General features: G+C 71.8%; 16 protein-coding genes and 1 pseudogene. 13 read left to right on the top strand and 4 right to left on the bottom strand.

From position 1 onward, the window contains the following. The 4 genes and pseudogenes from AB0A69_RS17095 to AB0A69_RS17080 all read right to left on the bottom strand — a co-directional run. Window positions 1-231 (bottom strand): annotated as a pseudogene (locus AB0A69_RS17095) (2-oxoglutarate ferredoxin oxidoreductase subunit alpha); the annotation flags it as partial. A gap of 284 nt (window positions 232-515) precedes the next feature. Continuing rightward, a complete protein-coding gene (locus AB0A69_RS17090; protein ID WP_361421634.1) occupies window positions 516-1217 on the bottom strand; it encodes a response regulator transcription factor in 702 nt (233 codons plus the stop codon). 114 nt (window positions 1218-1331) lie between these two features. After that, window positions 1332-2654, bottom strand: coding sequence for a sensor domain-containing protein (locus tag AB0A69_RS17085; RefSeq protein WP_361421631.1), 1323 nt, complete (start codon window positions 2652-2654; stop codon window positions 1332-1334). Window positions 2655-2818: 164 nt separating this feature from the next. Beyond that, complete coding sequence (locus AB0A69_RS17080) at window positions 2819-3979, bottom strand: sensor domain-containing protein (RefSeq protein WP_361421628.1); 1161 nt, start codon at window positions 3977-3979, stop codon at window positions 2819-2821. A gap of 213 nt (window positions 3980-4192) precedes the next feature. Between AB0A69_RS17080 and AB0A69_RS17075 the strand changes: the two genes are divergently transcribed. The 13 genes from AB0A69_RS17075 (at window position 4193) to AB0A69_RS17015 (ending at window position 16068) form a co-directional block, all read left to right on the top strand. Next, window positions 4193-4594 (top strand): NADH-quinone oxidoreductase subunit A, encoded by a 402-nt coding sequence (locus tag AB0A69_RS17075; protein WP_361421625.1) that lies wholly within the window; start codon window positions 4193-4195, stop codon window positions 4592-4594. Next, the gene (locus AB0A69_RS17070) at window positions 4585-5268 is read left to right on the top strand and encodes an NADH-quinone oxidoreductase subunit B family protein (protein WP_361421622.1); all 684 of its coding nucleotides are present in this window, start codon (window positions 4585-4587) and stop codon (window positions 5266-5268) included. The genes AB0A69_RS17075 and AB0A69_RS17070 overlap by 10 nt, the downstream gene beginning before the upstream one ends. Next, window positions 5265-6425, top strand: coding sequence for an NADH-quinone oxidoreductase subunit C (locus AB0A69_RS17065; RefSeq protein ID WP_361421619.1), 1161 nt, complete (start codon window positions 5265-5267; stop codon window positions 6423-6425). Before AB0A69_RS17070 ends, AB0A69_RS17065 begins: the two co-directional genes overlap by 4 nt. Further along, window positions 6422-7390, top strand: coding sequence for a complex I subunit 1 family protein (locus tag AB0A69_RS17060; RefSeq protein WP_361421616.1), 969 nt, complete (start codon window positions 6422-6424; stop codon window positions 7388-7390). The genes AB0A69_RS17065 and AB0A69_RS17060 overlap by 4 nt, the downstream gene beginning before the upstream one ends. After that, window positions 7390-8034 carry an NADH-quinone oxidoreductase subunit I gene (locus AB0A69_RS17055; RefSeq protein ID WP_361421613.1) on the top strand — a complete coding sequence of 215 codons (645 nt, stop codon included), beginning with the start codon at window positions 7390-7392 and terminating at the stop codon, window positions 8032-8034. The genes AB0A69_RS17060 and AB0A69_RS17055 overlap by 1 nt, the downstream gene beginning before the upstream one ends. Continuing rightward, the gene (locus AB0A69_RS17050; protein WP_361421610.1) at window positions 8031-8639 is read left to right on the top strand and encodes an NADH-quinone oxidoreductase subunit J; all 609 of its coding nucleotides are present in this window, start codon (window positions 8031-8033) and stop codon (window positions 8637-8639) included. The genes AB0A69_RS17055 and AB0A69_RS17050 overlap by 4 nt, the downstream gene beginning before the upstream one ends. After that, window positions 8639-9052 (top strand): NADH-quinone oxidoreductase subunit NuoK, encoded by a 414-nt coding sequence (gene nuoK, locus AB0A69_RS17045; protein ID WP_361421607.1) that lies wholly within the window; start codon window positions 8639-8641, stop codon window positions 9050-9052. The genes AB0A69_RS17050 and nuoK overlap by 1 nt, the downstream gene beginning before the upstream one ends. Next, a complete protein-coding gene (locus tag AB0A69_RS17040; protein ID WP_361421604.1) occupies window positions 9049-11049 on the top strand; it encodes an NADH-quinone oxidoreductase subunit L in 2001 nt (666 codons plus the stop codon). The genes nuoK and AB0A69_RS17040 overlap by 4 nt, the downstream gene beginning before the upstream one ends. A 3-nt stretch (window positions 11050-11052) precedes the next feature. Continuing rightward, window positions 11053-12630: an NADH-quinone oxidoreductase subunit M gene (locus tag AB0A69_RS17035; protein ID WP_361421601.1), complete on the top strand. Its 1578-nt coding sequence runs from the start codon at window positions 11053-11055 to the stop codon at window positions 12628-12630. Further along, the gene (locus tag AB0A69_RS17030) at window positions 12627-14165 is read left to right on the top strand and encodes an NADH-quinone oxidoreductase subunit N (protein ID WP_361421598.1); all 1539 of its coding nucleotides are present in this window, start codon (window positions 12627-12629) and stop codon (window positions 14163-14165) included. Before AB0A69_RS17035 ends, AB0A69_RS17030 begins: the two co-directional genes overlap by 4 nt. 40 nt (window positions 14166-14205) lie before the next feature. Next, window positions 14206-14664: a large conductance mechanosensitive channel protein MscL gene (mscL, locus tag AB0A69_RS17025; protein ID WP_361421595.1), complete on the top strand. Its 459-nt coding sequence runs from the start codon at window positions 14206-14208 to the stop codon at window positions 14662-14664. A 151-nt stretch (window positions 14665-14815) separates the two neighbouring features. Then, window positions 14816-15679, top strand: coding sequence for a zinc metalloprotease HtpX (gene htpX, locus AB0A69_RS17020; RefSeq protein WP_361421593.1), 864 nt, complete (start codon window positions 14816-14818; stop codon window positions 15677-15679). Then, a complete protein-coding gene (locus AB0A69_RS17015; protein ID WP_361421591.1) occupies window positions 15676-16068 on the top strand; it encodes a YccF domain-containing protein in 393 nt (130 codons plus the stop codon). The genes htpX and AB0A69_RS17015 overlap by 4 nt, the downstream gene beginning before the upstream one ends. The last annotated feature ends 55 nt before the right edge of the window (window positions 16069-16123 follow it).

Below are 16123 nucleotides of genomic sequence, written 5' to 3'. Positions count from 1 at the left end.
GGTCGACAGGTCGTTACCGAACGACGCCGTCTCCGAAGTGAACCGGTCTCCCGTCAACTGCATACCGTCACCGGAGTCACCCGCGAACCGGATGATCACCCGATCCAGACGACGGACCTGCTTCTCGCCCTCGTGCCGCGTCGGCGTGCCGCGCTGTTCCCCGACGACAGCCTCGTCGGCTTCGCCGGCCTCGTCCGCCCGCTCGGCCGGGCTACTGACCTGGCTGGTCACTGAACTGGACCTCCCTCGAGACAAGGGGCCTCCCCGCCGTCGGCGGGGGAACGCTCGGGAGACGGCCTGGTGGCTGGTTCTCCCAAGGCCCACCCTACGTCCGTAAGGGTCGCCTTCCCTGGATCGCTCAAATGTTGGACGTTATTTTGGAACGTCCTTACACCCGGACTCATCATGCTTTGTCTCCCCCCGACTCCTGCGTGAACGACGCTCCCGGCCGGTCCTCCGGTTCTGGCCGGCAGCCCGGGCCGGGGCGCCTGGGGCGCCTCAGATGTACAGACGCCTCAGCTGTTCAGATAGGTGAGCACCGCGAGCACCCGCCGGTGATCACCCTCGCTCGGGGACAGCCCGAGCTTCAGGAAAATGCTGCTCACGTGCTTCTCCACCGCGCCGTCGCTCACCCTGAGCTGCCGCGCGATCGCGGAGTTCGTCCGCCCCTCCGCCATCAGCCCCAGGACCTCACGTTCACGCGGCGTCAGCCCCGCCAGAACGTCCTGCTTACGGCTCCGCCCCAGCAGCTGGGCCACCACCTCGGGGTCCAGCGCCGTACCGCCCCGGGACACCCGCACCACCGCGTCCACGAACTCGCGGACCTCCGCGACGCGGTCCTTCAGCAGGTACCCCACGCCCCGGGTGCTGCCGGCCAGCAGCTCGGTGGCGTACCGCTCCTCGACGTACTGCGACAGCACCAGGACGCCGATGCCGGGGTGCTCCTTGCGGAGGCGTACCGCCGCCCGCACGCCTTCGTCGGTGTGCGTCGGAGGCATCCGCACATCGGCGACCACCACGTCCGGCAGATCCCCCTGGCCGGCCAGGTCGTCGATTGTCTTGATCAATGCCTCGCCGTCACCCACCCCGGCGACGACGTCGTGCCCCCGGTCGGTCAGCAGCCGGGTCAGCCCCTCCCGCAGGAGTACGGAATCCTCGGCGATGACCACCCGTACTCGGTCTTCCACATCTCCCACGATCCTGAAGCCCCCACCCATCGATCTGGTCCACGCGTTTGCCGCGCCCGGGGTACAGCATCCCAGCATCCGGATCGTCATGGGCTGCCTGTGGATAACCACTTGGGGGAGGACGGGTAGCCGGCCCGGGGTGTGTCAGGGCCGGGCGCGCCAGGGCAGCTCGGCGATGATCGCGGTCGGGCCACCGGCCGGTGACTTCACGGCGAGGACGCCGTCGACCGCGTCCAGCCGCTCGGCCAGCCCCGCCAGGCCCGTGCCGCCGTCGAGTCGTGCGCCACCGCGGCCGTTGTCCGTCACCTGGAGCAGCAGCCGGTCCTCCACCCGCCACACGTCCACACCGGCCCGCGTGGCCCCGGAGTGCTTGGAGACGTTCTGCAGCAGCTCGGAGACGGTGAAGTAGGCGATGCCCTCGATCGCCGGCGCCGGCCGCTCCGGCAGGTCCACCTCGACCGACACCGGCACGGTGCAGCGGGAGGCTATGGAGGACAGGGCGGCGTCCAGGCCGCGGTCGGTGAGCACGGCGGGGTGGATTCCGCGTGCCAGGTCGCGCAGCTCCTGCAGTGCGATCTTGACCTCGCCGTGTGCCTCCTCGACCATGCGCGCTGCGGCCTCGGGGTTCTCGGTCATCTTCTCTTTGGCGAGGCCCAGGTCCATGGCGAGGGCGACGAGCCGGGCCTGGGCGCCGTCGTGCAGGTCGCGCTCGATGCGGCGCAGATCGGCGGCGGCCGTGTCGATGACCACGCCCCGGTCCGACTCCAGCTCCGACACCCGGCTGGCGAGCCGGGACGGGCCGAGCAGCCCCGTGACCAGCAGGCGGTCGACGCCGGCCATCGCCCGGATCAGCCACGGTGTGAGCATCCAGAGCAGCAGCCCGGCCAGGCTGGTCAGCGCCAGCTCGACCGGCGTGTTCAAGTGGACGCTGTGCGTCCCGTCGCCGTACAGCTGCAGCCCGTCGACGCCCGCGTACACCGGGAAGATCCACTGCCACAGCGGATACGTCAGCAGCGCCCAGCCGTACGCCCAGAAGGACACCGCGACCGAGAAGGCGAAGACCGCCCAGGGCAGGTGCACCACCGCGTAGAGGAAGTGCCGCCAGGACACGCCGCTCTTGAGCAGGCCGCCCACCCGGGCCATCGGCCCGCCGCCGGGGCCGCGCCGTACCGGGTCGGGGTCGGCGATCTCCACCCCCAGCAGCACACGCGCCCGAGCCCGCTCCACCACGCCGAACCCGCGGCACATGGCGAGGCCCCCGGCCAGGACGGGTATGCCCAGGAAGGTCACGAGCAGCCCCGCGCCGAGCGCGACCGTCGCGATGGCGACGGCGAAGTAGAACACGCTGAGCGGCAGCCCCAGGAGCAGGTAGCCGAACTCGCGCCAGGTGCGCGCCTCCAACGGCGCGCGCAGCGCCGCCGGGACGCGGTGGTGCCGGGTGGTGCCCGAGCCGTAAGCCATGGCCATTGGTGTCTGTCCGTTTCTGCGAGTCGCGGTCGCGCGGTGCGCGCCATTGCGTCGTGTGTCCAGGCTGCCGCGCCCGGGCCGTGTCCACCATGAGGGCGGTCTCCGTCTTGACCGGGGGTTTTCCCTACTCCCGAAGCGGGTGGGGCCCACCCTCGGCGGCGCCGCTAACGCGCGGCCGGGCGCGAGGCGTCGCGGCGACGCCAGGGCAGCTCGGCGGTGACCGTCGTCGGGCCGCCGGCCGGGGACTCCACCGTGAACAGCCCGTCGACCGCGTCCAGCCGTTCCTCGAGGCCCGGCAGGCCGGTGCCGTCGTCCAGCCGGGCTCCGCCATGGCCGTCGTCCGTCACCTGTATGAGCAGCCGGTCGTCCACCCGCCAGACGTCGACGGCCGCCGAACGCGCCCCGGAGTGCTTGGAGACGTTCTGCAGCAGTTCGGAGACGGTGAAGTAGGCGATGCCCTCGATCGCCGGCGCCGGCCGCTCCGGCAGGTCCACCTCGACCGACACCGGCACGGTGCAGCGGGAGGCTATGGAGGACAGGGCGGCGTCCAGGCCGCGGTCGGTGAGCACGGCGGGGTGGATTCCGCGTGCCAGGTCGCGCAGCTCCTGCAGTGCGATCTTGACCTCGCCGTGTGCCTCCTCGACCATGCGCGCTGCGGCCTCGGGGTTCTCGGTCATCTTCTCTTTGGCGAGGCCCAGGTCCATGGCGAGGGCGACGAGCCGGGCCTGGGCGCCGTCGTGCAGGTCGCGCTCGATGCGGCGCAGATCGGCGGCGGCCGTGTCGATGACCACGCCCCGGTCCGACTCCAGCTCCGCGATCCGCCGCTCCAGCTCGTCGGAGGGCGGCAGCAGGCCGCGTGCCAGCGCCCCGTCCACAGCGACCATGCCCCTCACGACGTAGCCGAGGACCGGCCACAGCACGACGAGGCCCACCAGCGTGACGACGAAGGTGAGGACGCTCCACGGCAACCGTATGAACGCGTACAGCATCGTCCGCCAGGCCACCGGGTCCTTCAGCCCCGTCCACAGCCAGGGGAAGAATCCGGCGCCGCGCCGGTGCGGCAGCCGGCTCGGCTCGTCGATCCGTATGCCGAGCAGCGCCCGCGCCCGGGACCGCTCCGTCCGGCCGAGCACCCGCGCCCCGGCGAGCCCGACGGTGAGCAGGGGCAGCCCGACGACGGTCACCGACAGGCCCACGCCGACGCCCACCACCAACAGCACGTAGACAAAGCCGATCACGGCGACCGGGAGGCTGGAGAGGAGGTACGCGACCTCCTTCCAGGCCTGCCGGCCGAAGGCGAAGTGCGGTGCGGTGCGTGCGGTCATGCGGACCAGCCTGCCCGGCCGTACACGCCCACGCCATGGTGCTCGTGGGGGGAGCGGAGTAGGGCTAACCCCACCCAGCGGGCCCCCGAGCACCGCCGAAGTGCGGCACGGCTGATTACCCGCGCTTTGCCAGGGCCTACACTCCCGTGCGTAGAGAACGCATAAACAACAGCCGCAACAGCAGCCGCGTGGCAGGGAGCGAGGACTACGGACGTGCCGGAACCGACCGTGGGGACCGTACTCGCCGTCGACTACTTCCAAAGCTACTCGGTGGTAGGCCTGCTGGCGCTGCTGGGGGTGCTCTTCGTCGCCGTGGCCTTCGGGGCCGGGCGGCTGCTCCGGCCCGTCGTACCGACGCAGGAGAAGATGCTCACCTACGAGTGCGGCGTCGACCCCGTGGGCGAGGGCTGGGCCCACACCCAGGTGCGTTACTACGTCTACTCTTTTCTGTACGTCATCTTCGCCGTCGACTCCATCTTCCTCTTCCCGTGGGCGACGGTCTTCGCAGCGCCGGGGTACGGCGCCACGACGCTGGTCGAGATGTTCATCTTCCTCGGCTTCCTCGCCGTAGGACTGCTCTACGCGTACAAGAAGGGCGTCCTGACATGGACGTAACCCCTGTGACTCCCGAGACGCCTGCGACCCCTGTGGTCCCCGCGAGCCCGGTGGACCTGCCCGAACCGAAGAGGCTCGGCGTCCTGTCCCGGCTCGCCCCCGAGCCGATGAAGGTGGTCCTGAACTGGGGCCGCCGCTACAGCCTGTGGGTCTTCAACTTCGGACTCGCCTGCTGCGCGATCGAGTTCATCGCCGCGTCGATGGCCCGGCACGACTTCATCCGGCTCGGCGTCATCCCGTTCGCGCCCGGCCCCCGCCAGGCCGACCTCATGGTCGTCTCCGGGACCGTCACCGACAAGATGGCCCCGGCGGTGAAGCGGCTGTACGAGCAGATGCCGGAGCCGAAGTACGTCATCTCCTTCGGCGCCTGCTCCAACTGCGGGGGACCGTACTGGGACTCGTACGCCGTGACCAAGGGCGTCGACCAGATCATCCCCGTCGACGTGTACGTGCCGGGCTGCCCGCCGCGCCCGGAGGCGCTGCTCCAGGGCATCCTCAAGCTCCAGGAGAAGATTGCCCGCGAGTCGCTGGGCGAGCGGTACGGCCACGGGCGGTCGTCGTCGGTCGCGCAGCTGCGCAGCGGCCCCGTGCCGCCGCCGTCCCCGTCGGCCTCCCCGTCCGTCTTCCCGTCGGCCACGTCTTCGGCCGCGCCGTCGCCGGGAGGCGCGGAGTGAACGCGTACGACCGTCTCCCCGAATCCGTTACCGAGATCTTCGGCGAGGAGGCCACCGCCGAGCACGCGTACGACCTGCTGACGGTCGACGTGCCGGCCGGCTCCTGGATCGCCGCGCTGGAAACCGCCCGGGACGAGCTCGGCTGCACCTACTTCGACTGGCTGAGCGCGGTCGACGAACCGGCGACGGGCTTCCGCGTCTGCGCCCACGTCGTCGCCCTGGCGGGCGGCGCCGTCCGCCGTCTCCTGCTGCGTACGACCGTGCCGCACGACGCCCCGGTGCTGCCGAGCGCCATCGGGGTGTACGCGGGCGCGGCGTGGCACGAGCGCGAGACGTACGAGATGTTCGGCGTCCGCTTCGAGAACCACCCCAACCTCGCGCCTCTCCTCCTCCCCGAGAACTTCGAGGGCCACCCGCTGCGCAAGGACTTCGTCCTGGCCGCGCGCGTGGCGAAGGCGTGGCCGGGCGCGAAAGAGCCAGGGGAGACTGCGGCGGGCGCGGCGCACGGCGGCCCCAAGCGCCGCCAGATGCTGCCCCCCGGCGTGCCCGACCCCAACGAGTGGGGCCCCCTCAAGGGCCAGCTGCCCCCTGCCCCGGCGCGCCCCGTCCGCGAACGCCCGGCCCGCGCCGCCGGTGCCGGTGCGGCCGGTGCGGGTGCCGCTGCCGGTGCCGGTGACCGTCCGGTACGCCGTGCCCGTACGGCCGCCGAGGGCTCCGCGAGCCAGGCGGCTCCGGCGGCTCCTGAGGCCCCGGACGCCCCGGCGGCTCCTGCGGCTCCGGCGACCGGTACGCCTCGCCGCGCGCGCAGTGTGAGCGAGGGCTCGGCCACCCAGCGCACGCGGCCCGCGGTACCGGAGGCCACGCCTCCGTCCGAGACCCCCACCGCGCCGCCGGCCCCGCCGCGCACCCGCAGCACGGACGCCCCCTGGAACAACCCGCGCCCCGCCTTCGACGACGACGCCACCGCCGCGCCCGCCGCGCCCGAGGCCGAAGAGCAGCGGCGCCCCGAAGGCCCCGACCGACCCGAGAAACCCGCACGGCCCGCACAGCCGGAACGACCCGCACAGCCGGAACGACCCGCACAGCCGGAACGGCCCGCACAAGCGGAACGGCCCGAACGGCCCGAACAGCCCGAACGACCTGAAGGAGACGCGTGAACGACGTGCTCGACGTCGCCCTCCGGTTGGTCGCCGTCTTCGCCGTGTTCCTCGTCCTGCCGCTGGTGATCGGCCAGACGGAGCACAAGGTCATGGCGCACATGCAGGGCCGCCTCGGCCCCATGTACGCCGGCGGCTTCCACGGCTGGGCGCAGCTCGTCGCGGACGGCGTGAAGTTCGCGCAGAAGGAGGACGTGGTCCCGGCCAACGCCGACCGCCGCATCTTCCAGCTCGCCCCCGCCGTCGCGCTCCTCCCGTACCTCCTCGTGCTGGTCGCCATCCCGATCGGCCCGAGCGAGGGCGCGGTCGGCGTACTGGTCGACGCGGGCGTCTTCTTCGTGCTCGCCGTCATGGGCGTCGGCGTGCTCGGCTCGCTCATGGCGGGCTGGGCGTCCGCCAACAAGTTCTCGCTCCTCGGCGGCCTGCGCACCGCCGCCCAGCTGCTCGCGTACGAGCTGCCCATGCTGCTCGCCGCCGCCTCCGTCGCCATGGCGGCCGGCACCGTCTCCCTCCCGGGCATCGTCAACGCCTTCGAGTGGTGGTGGCTGCCGTGGCAGATCGTCGGCGCGCTGGTCTTCTTCGTCGCGGGCCTCGCCGAGCTGCAGCGCCCGCCCTTCGACATGCCGGTCGCCGACTCCGAGATCATCTTCGGCGCGTACACCGAGTACACGGGCCTGCGCTTCGCGCTGTTCCTCCTCGCCGAGTACGCCGGCATCGTCGTGCTGTGCGGTCTGACCACCGTCCTCTTCCTCGGCGGCTGGCACGGGCCGTTCGGCGCCGAGGGGCTCGGCTGGCTCTGGACCCTGCTCAAGACGGCCGTGCTGGCCTTCATCGTGATCTGGCTGCGCGTGAGCTACCCGCGGCTGCGCGAGGACCAGCTGCAGAAGCTCGCCTGGACCACGCTCGTCCCGCTCGCCCTCGCCCAGATCGCCCTCACCGGCATCGTCAAGGTGGTGAACCCCTGATGCCTCCGATTCCCGGATCCGGCCTCGCCAAGGGCCTGGCCGTCACGCTGCGCACGATGACGAAAAAGAGTCACACCGCGCAGTACCCGGACGCCCAGCCCGAACTGCCGCCCCGTACCCGCGGCGTGATCGGGCTGTTCGAGGAGAACTGCACGGTCTGCATGCTGTGCGCCCGCGAATGTCCCGACTGGTGCATCTACATCGACTCCCACAAGGAGACGATGCCCGCCGCCACGCCGGGCGGGCGCGAGCGCAGCCGCAACGTCCTCGACCGGTTCGCCATCGACTTCGCACTGTGCATGTACTGCGGTATCTGCATCGAGGTGTGTCCTTTCGACGCGCTGTTCTGGTCGCCGGAGTTCGAGTACGCGGAGACGGACATCCACGAGCTCACGCACGAGCGGGACAAGCTCCGCGAGTGGATGTGGACGGTCCCGGAGCCGCCCGCCCTCGACCCGGGCGCGGAGGAGCCGAAGGAGATCGCCGCCGCCCGCAAGGCCGCGGAGAAGCTCGCCGCGGCCCAGGCGGCCCAGGCGGCCCAGGCAGCGGAGAAGGCCGAGACGCCCGAGACGCCCGAGACGTCCGAGACGACCAAGACCACGGACGCGCCCGAGGCGCCCGGGACCGCGGGAGGCAGCGAGTGAGCCTCGCCGCGACCCACGGCTTCCTGTCGCCCACGGGCGTCGAGATCGCCTTCCTCCTCGTCGGCATCGTCACCCTCGGCGCGGCCGTCGTCACCGTCACCACCAAGCAGCTGGTGCACGCCGCCCTGTGGCTCGTGGTGGCGCTCGGCGGCATCGCCGTCGAGTACCTGCTCCTCACCGCCGAGTTCGTCGCCTGGGTGCAGGTGCTGATCTACGTCGGTTCCGTCGTCGTCCTCCTCCTCTTCGGTCTCATGCTCACCAAGGCACCCATCGGCCGTTCCCCGGACGCCGACTCGGGCAACCGCCCTGCCGCCCTCGCGGTCGCCGTCGCCGCGGCGGCCGCCCTCGTCTGGGTGGTCGTCGACGCGTTCCGCACCACCTGGATCGACCTGGACGGGCCCGTCCAGGGCTCCACCAAGGTCTCCGGCACGATCCTCTTCCGGCACTGGGTCCTGCCCTTCGAAGCGCTCTCCGTCCTCCTGCTCGCCGCGCTCGTCGGCGCGATCGTCCTGTCCCGCAAGGACCGGGCGGGCGACGGTGCCGCGCCCGGCCGGGCCACCGGCCCGGCCGCGGGCCGGGCGACCGACCGGAAGGGGCAGCGCTGATGCACCTCGCCTATCCCGCGGTCCTCGCCGTCCTGCTCTTCTGCACGGGGCTGTACGGAGTCCTCGCCCGTCGCAACGCGATCCTGGTCCTGATGTCCGTCGAGCTGATGCTCAACGCCGTCAACCTCAACCTCGTGGCGTTCGACGTCTGGCTCCGCGACACCCTGCACGCCGGCCAGGCGCTCACGCTCTTCACCATCGCCATCGCCGCCGCCGAGATCGGCATCGGCCTGGCGATCGTCCTGATGGTCTACCGCAACCGCGGCACCTCCGACATCGACAAGCTCCGCGACAACGCCGAGACGCCGGGTCCCGACGACGCCCCCGACGACGCCCTGGACGAGGCCGCCTCCGAGGCCGCCTCCGACGCCGCCGGCGAGGTCCCCGACGAGAAGGCCGAGGCCACCGCGTGACCACCACGACCCTCGCCGTCCTCGTACCCCTCCTCCCGTTCCTCGGCGCCCTGGCCGGGCTGCTGCTCGGCCGCACCGCGCCCGGCTTCGTCCGCCCGCTCGCCGTCCTGCCGACGCTCGCCGCCCTCGTGGTGGCCGTCCTGGTCGCCGCCCGGCAGGGCGGCGGCCGGCCGATCGACGCGGCCACCCAGCTCACCCCGACCGGCTCGGTCCCCATCGAGCTCGCCCTGCACCTGGACGGCTTCGCCGTCCTCGCCGCCGTCCTGGTCGGCGTGGTCGCGTCGTGTGTGCAGATCTACTCGACGGGCTACCTGCGCGACGACCCGCGCTACCCCTCGTACGCGGCGCTCGTCTCCCTCTTCACCTCCGCGATGCTGCTCGTCGTCTACTCCGGCGACCTGATGGTGCTGCTGGTCGGCTGGGAGATCATGGGCATCTGCTCGTACTTCCTGGTCGGCCACTACTGGGAGACCCCCGAGGCGCGGGCCGCCTCCCTGAAGGCGTTCCTCGTCACCAAGCTCGGCGACGTCCCGTTCCTCATCGGCCTCTTCGCGCTGGCCGCCGACGCCGGCACGTTCCGGATCACCGGGATCCTGGGAGCCGTCGCCGCCGACGGCATCGACCACCCGACTCTGGTGGCGCTGCTGCTCCTCGCGGGTGTGGCGGGCAAGTCCGCGCAGTTCCCGCTGCACACCTGGCTGCCCGACGCGATGGCCGGCCCGACGCCGGTCTCCGCGCTGATCCACGCCGCGACGATGGTCGCCGCCGGTATCTACTTCGTGGCCCGCCTCCTCCCGCTCTTCGCCGCCTCCGCCGCGGCCATGACCGTGCTCGCCGTGATGGCCGCGGTCACGATGGTGGGCTCCGGTCTGGCCGCCCTCGCCCAGGACGACATCAAGCGCGTGCTCGCGTACTCGACCATCGGCCAGCTCGGCTACATGTCGGGCGCCCTGGCCGTCGGCGACCGCGGCGCCGCCGTCTTCCACCTCCTGTCGCACGGCGCCTTCAAGGCGCTGCTCTTCCTCGCCGCCGGTGTGGTCATCCACGCCGCCGGGACCAACTCCCTGGCCGCCATGTCCCGCATGCGGGGCCTTGCCGCCCGCATCCCCGACGCCTACTGGACGATGACGGTCGCGCTGCTCGCGCTCGCCGCGATCCCGCCCTTCGCCGGCTTCTTCTCCAAGGAGGCCGTGCTCGTGGCCGCCGAGCACACCGCTCTCGGCGACCGGGCCGCCGCCCCCGCCTGGGCGGGCTGGATCGTGCTCGTCTCCGGTCTGATCACCGCCCTCCTCACCGCCGCCTACGCGACACGCCTGTGGCTGCTCGCCTTCCGGGGCCGCGGCACCGAGGCCCCCGATCACGGCCGCCAGCCGCTCGTCATGAACGGCGTCCTGTGGGTGCTCGCCGTCCCGTCCCTCGCCTTCGGCCTCACCACCGGTTACCTGAGCGGCTGGTTCGACGGCCAGGCCCTCACCCCCACCGTCACCACGGCGGTGCTCGGCACGGGTATCGCGCTCGTCGGCGGACTGGTCACCTACGCCGCCTGGCGCGCAGCGACACACAAGGTGCGCACCGCGGCGGCCACCCCGCTCGGCGCGGTCGCCGCCCACCCCCAGGAGCAGCCGGCCGTCTCCGAGGAGGAGGCCATCGCCACCCACACCGCCGCCTACGGCGATATCGCGTCGGCCCCCGACCCCGCCGACCCCGGGCGCCTGCTGCTCGGCCCGCTGCACCGCCACGCCGCCGCGGGCTTCCGCCTCGACGCCGTCTACTCCGCCCTCTTCGTACGCCCCGTCCGGGCCGCCGCCTCCCTGGTCAGCTTCCTCGACCGGGAGGTCGTCGAGACCTACGTACGCGGCGCGGGCGGCGGCACGCACCTGCTCGGCCGGGCCGTACGCCGCGCCCAGACCGGCAATGTGCAGACCTACCTCAGCGTCCTGCTGGCCGGCTCCGTCGTCCTGGCGATCGCCGCCGTACTCGTCGCCGCCGGAGCGTGAGCCGTGATCGATATCAGCGAATCCGTGATGCAGTTCCTTCTCGCGTTCATCGTCGTCGGCCCGCTCATCGGCGCGGCCGCGGCTCTCCTCCCCGCCCCGCCCGGGCTGAAGGGGAAGTCCCCGGACCAGGCCGTCCTCCGCCACGGCGTGACCGTGACCGGCGCCGTCCTCGCCGCCGCGATCGTCCTCCTGCTGGGCTTCGACCACGACCAGCCGTCGAAGATGCAGGCCACGACGGACATCAGCTGGATCCCCGCGCTCGACGTGCGGATCCACCTCGGTACCGACGGCATCTCGCTCCCCCTCCTCGTCCTGACCGCGCTGCTGACCTTCCTCTGCGCGCTGTACAGCTACTTCAAGCTGCCCGCGGGCCCTTCCCCCAAGGCGTTCGTCGCCCTGCTGCTCGTCCTCGAGTCCGGCATGCTCGCGACCTTCGCCGTCCTCGACCTGCTGCTGTTCTTCCTGGCCTTCGAGATGGTCCTCATCCCGATGTACTTCCTCATCGCCCGCTGGGGCGGCGAGGGCAGGCGCCAGGCCGCCTGGCGGTTCATCCTCTACACGCTGCTCGGTTCGGTCGTCATGCTGCTCGGCCTGCTGCTCGTCGGGCTGAAGGCCGGCACCTTCGACATGGTGGCACTCGCCACTGACAACGGCCGCGACATCACCACGTCCGTGCAGGTCATCGCCGTTCTCGCGATCGGTGTCGGCCTCGCCGTGAAGACCCCGATGTGGCCGCTCCACAGCTGGCTGCCGGACGCCCACACCGCCGCCCCGACCGTCGGCTCCGTGCTCCTCGCGGGCGTGCTGCTGAAGATGGGTACGTACGGGTTCGTCCGGATCGCCCTGCCGATCACGCCCGACGGCATGCACGTCCTCGCCCCGTACCTCGCGGGCTTCGCCGTCGCCGGCATCATCTACGGATCGCTCGCCTGCCTCGCCCTGGCCCGTTCCGGTGCGAAGGGCGACCTCAAGCGCCTGATCGCGTACTCCTCCGTCGGCCACATGGGCTTCGTGCTCCTCGGCATCGCCACCATGACCCCTACCGGCGTGAACGGCGCGCTCTTCGCCAACATCGCCCACGGCCTCATCACCGGCCTGCTCTTCTTCCTGGTCGGCGCCCTCAAGGACCGCACCGGCACCACCGACCTCGACGCCCTGGCCCAGCAGACCGGCGCCGCGCTCTACGGCCGCGCGCCGCGCCTCGGCGGCCTGCTGGCCTTCGCGGCCGTCGCCTCCCTCGGCCTGCCGGGGCTGGCCGGGTTCTGGGGCGAGATGCTCGCGCTGTTCGGCGCGTTCCAGCCGGCCGCGGGCCTCAACCGCCCCGCCTTCCTCACCTTCATGGCCATCGGCGCCTTCGGCACGCTGCTCACCGCCGCGTACCTCCTCGTCGTCGTACGCCGGGTCTGCATGGGCGCCCACCCCGCCGAGGGCCGGCCGCCGATCGCCGACATCCGGCCCTACGAGCTCGCCGCCTGGACCCCGCTGGCCGTCCTCACCGTCCTCGCCGGCCTCTGGCCCGCGCTCCTCCTCGGCCTGTCCGACCCGGCCGTGCAGAAGCTCCTCGCAGGAGGCAAGTCGTGACCGCCGCAGCCGCGAGCACCGCGAACACAGCCCACCTCGTCCAGTCGGTCGACTGGGCGGCCATCGCGCCGCCCACCATCGCCGCCGTGACCGGCCTGGCCGTGCTCGTCGCCGACCTCTTCGTACCGAAGGACCGCCGGCGCCTCCTCGGCTGGATCTCCCTCGCCGGTCTCGCCGTCGCGCTCGCCGCCCTCGCGCCGCTGCGCAAGGGCGACCGCTCCACCTTCTGCCTCACCACCGACTCCGACGCCTGCAGCTACACCGCGGACCACTTCACGCTCGTCATCCAGCTGCTGGTGCTCGGCGGCGCCCTCCTGACCGCCCTGCTGTCGCTGACGGAGACCGAGGAGAAGCTCCCCGCGGGCGAGTTCTGGTTCCTGCTGCTCTCCTCGGCCGCCGGAGCCGCGCTGCTGCCCGCCTCACGCGACCTGGCGACCCTGATCGTCGCCCTGGAGGTCGCCTCGCTGCCCGCGTTCGCGCTCGTCGGCCTCAAGCGCGGCGACCGCATGTCGGGCGAGGCGGCGCTGAAGTTCTTCCTGTCCTCCGTCACCGCGACTTCCGTGTCCCTGCTCGGCGTGAGCTTCGTGTACGCCTCGACCGGCACGCTGCACCTGACCGAGATCGCCCAGAGCATCGACGACACCCCGGCCCAGCTCGCCACCCTCGCCAAGGCGGGCGTCGCCCTCACCCTCGTCGGCTTCGCCTTCAAGACGGCCGCCGTGCCGTTCCACTTCTGGGTGCCGGACACCTATGTCGGCGCACCGCTGCCCGTCGCCGCGTTCCTCTCCGTCGTCGGGAAGGCGGTCGGCTTCACCGGCCTCATCCTGGTGACCGTCGTCGCCTTCCCCTCGTACGCCGACGTCTGGGGCCCGGCCCTGTCCGTGCTGGCCGCGCTGACCATGACCGTCGGGAACGTCGCCGCCCTGCGGCAGGTCTCCACGCGCGCGTGGAGCGCCGTCCGGCTGCTGGCCTGGTCCTCCGTGGCGCAGGCCGGGTACCTCCTGGTGCCGATCGCGGCCGCCGCGTACTCCAGCGACGACCAGATCGGCGCCACCGTCTCGTACGCCCTGATGTACGCCGTCGTGAACCTCGGAGCCTTCGCGGTCGCCGTCCTGGTGGCGCGTACGCACCCGCTCAACCGGATCTCCGACTACCGGGGCCTGTACGCGACCCGGCCCCTCACCGCGCTCGCCATGGGCTTCTTCCTGCTGTGCCTGGCGGGCCTGCCGCCCGGCATCATCGGCCTGTTCGCCAAGGTGACCGTGTTCCAGTCGGTCGTCGACGCGGGCCTGGGCTGGCTCGCCGTCGTCATGGGCGTCAACGTGGTGATCGGCCTCTACTACTACCTCCAGTGGACGGCGGTGCTGTTCCGCGCCCCGGAGGCGCGGGCCGCGGTCCCGGAGACGGCCGTGGCGGGCCGCGCGGCGGGTACCGCGCCGATCACCTTCGCCATCGGCCTGACGGCCTTCGGCGGCGTCCTGCTGTCCGGCTACCCCCAGCTGGTGCTGCGCTTCGCCGCGAGCACCCTGTTCTGATCCCCGTCCCGATCCCCCCACCACCTCCAGGAGCACGACCGTGCTGAGCGGTTTCAAGGACTTCGTCCTGCGCGGAAACGTCATCTCCATGGCGATCGGTCTGGCCGTCGGAGCCGCCTTCACCGCCGTCGTCACGGCCTTCAGCAACGCCTTCATCGTGCCGCTCATCGGCCTCGCCACCGGTTCGATCGGCGACTACAGCAAGGCCACCTTCTCGGTGGAGGGCGCGAAGTTCCCGTACGGCCTGTTCGTCAGCGCCATCCTGGCCTTCCTGATCACGGCGGCCGTCCTGTACTTCGGCGTCGTGGTCCCGATGATGAAGATCCAGAGCCGCTTCAAGCGGGACGAGCCCTTCGACATCAAGGCGGCCCTGCGCGACTGCCCCCGCTGCTACTCCGAGATCCCCGCCATCGCCAGCCGCTGCCGCCACTGCACCAGCGAGGTGCAGCCCGTTCCCGAGGCGCTCGCCAAGGCCGGTCTGATGCCGGCCCCGCGCTGAGTCACCCGAACGGCCGAGCGCACCGCCCCCCGCGCGCAAGGGAACCCGCCACTCCCGCCTGGCGTTGACCAGTACGGGAGGGTCCACTGGACGGTGGACGAGGACCAGCACCAGCAAGGGTTCCCCTACCGCACCACTTGGAGGGCGTACCGTGCACCGCCGGCACAACGGGCTGAGGACCGCCGTACTCCTCGGAGGACTGTCCGCACTCATCATCCTCATCGGCAGCCTCTTCGGGCGTACGGGCCTGTACGTCGCGCTGCTCGTGGCGCTCGGCACCAACGGGTACGCGTACTGGAACAGCGACAAGCTGGCCCTGCGCGCCATGCGGGCGCGCCCGGTGAGCGAGTTCCAGGCGCCGCAGCTGTACCGGATGGTCCGCGAGCTGTCGACGCAGGCCCGCCAGCCCATGCCGCGGCTCTACATCTCTCCGACCATGGCCCCCAACGCCTTCGCCACCGGCCGCAACCCGCGCAACGCGGCGGTCTGCTGCACCGAGGGAATCCTCCAGATCCTCGACGAGCGCGAGCTGCGCGGCGTGATCGGCCACGAGCTCAGCCACGTCTACAACCGCGACATCCTGATCTCGTCCGTGGCCGGCGCGCTCGCCTCGGTGATCATGTTCCTGGTGAACTTCGCCTGGCTGATCCCGATCGGCCGCTCGGACGACGACGAGGGCCCGGGCCTGTTCGGCATGCTCCTGATCATGCTGCTGGGTCCGCTCGCCGCGTCGGTCATCCAGCTCGCCATCAACCGCTCCAGGGAGTACGAGGCGGACGCCTCGGGCGCCCAGCTGACCGGGGACCCGCTGGCCCTGGCCAGCGCCCTGCGCAAGCTGGAGGCGGGCGCCAAGCGGCTCCCGCTGCCGCCGGAGCCCAGGATCGAGACCGCCAGCCACATGATGATCGCCAACCCGTTCCGGCCGGGCCAGGGGCTCGCCCGGATGTTCTCCACCCACCCGCCGATGGCGGAACGTATTACCCGGCTCGAACAGATGGCAGGTCGCCGCCCGTGAAGACGATCCTCAACCTCATATGGCTGGTCCTGAGCGGCTTCTGGCTGTGCCTCGGCTACCTCGCGGCGGGCCTCCTGCTCTGCATCACCGTCATCGGCATCCCCTTCGGCATCGCCGCCTTCCGCATCGGCCTGTACGCCCTGTGGCCCTTCGGCCAGACGGTGGTGGACCGCCGCGACGCGGGCGCCGCGTCCTGCGTCGGGAACGTGCTGTGGCTGGTGCTGGCGGGCTGGTGGCTGGCGATCGGCCACATCGTCACGGGCATCGCCCTGTGCGTCACGATCATCGGCATCCCGCTCGGCATCGCGAACTTCAAGCTGATCCCGGTCTCGCTGCTGCCGCTGGGCAAGGAGATCGTCCCGACGGACCAGCCCTTCACGGCCCGCTGACGCCGGGGCGTTACGGCGTCGTCACCGATTGTCAGTGGTGTGGTGCACCATGGAG

The organism is Streptomyces sp. NPDC045431 (assembly GCF_040646655.1).
GTDB lineage: Bacteria > Actinomycetota > Actinomycetes > Streptomycetales > Streptomycetaceae > Streptomyces.
This window is presented reverse-complemented; position numbering and strand designations above follow the sequence as displayed.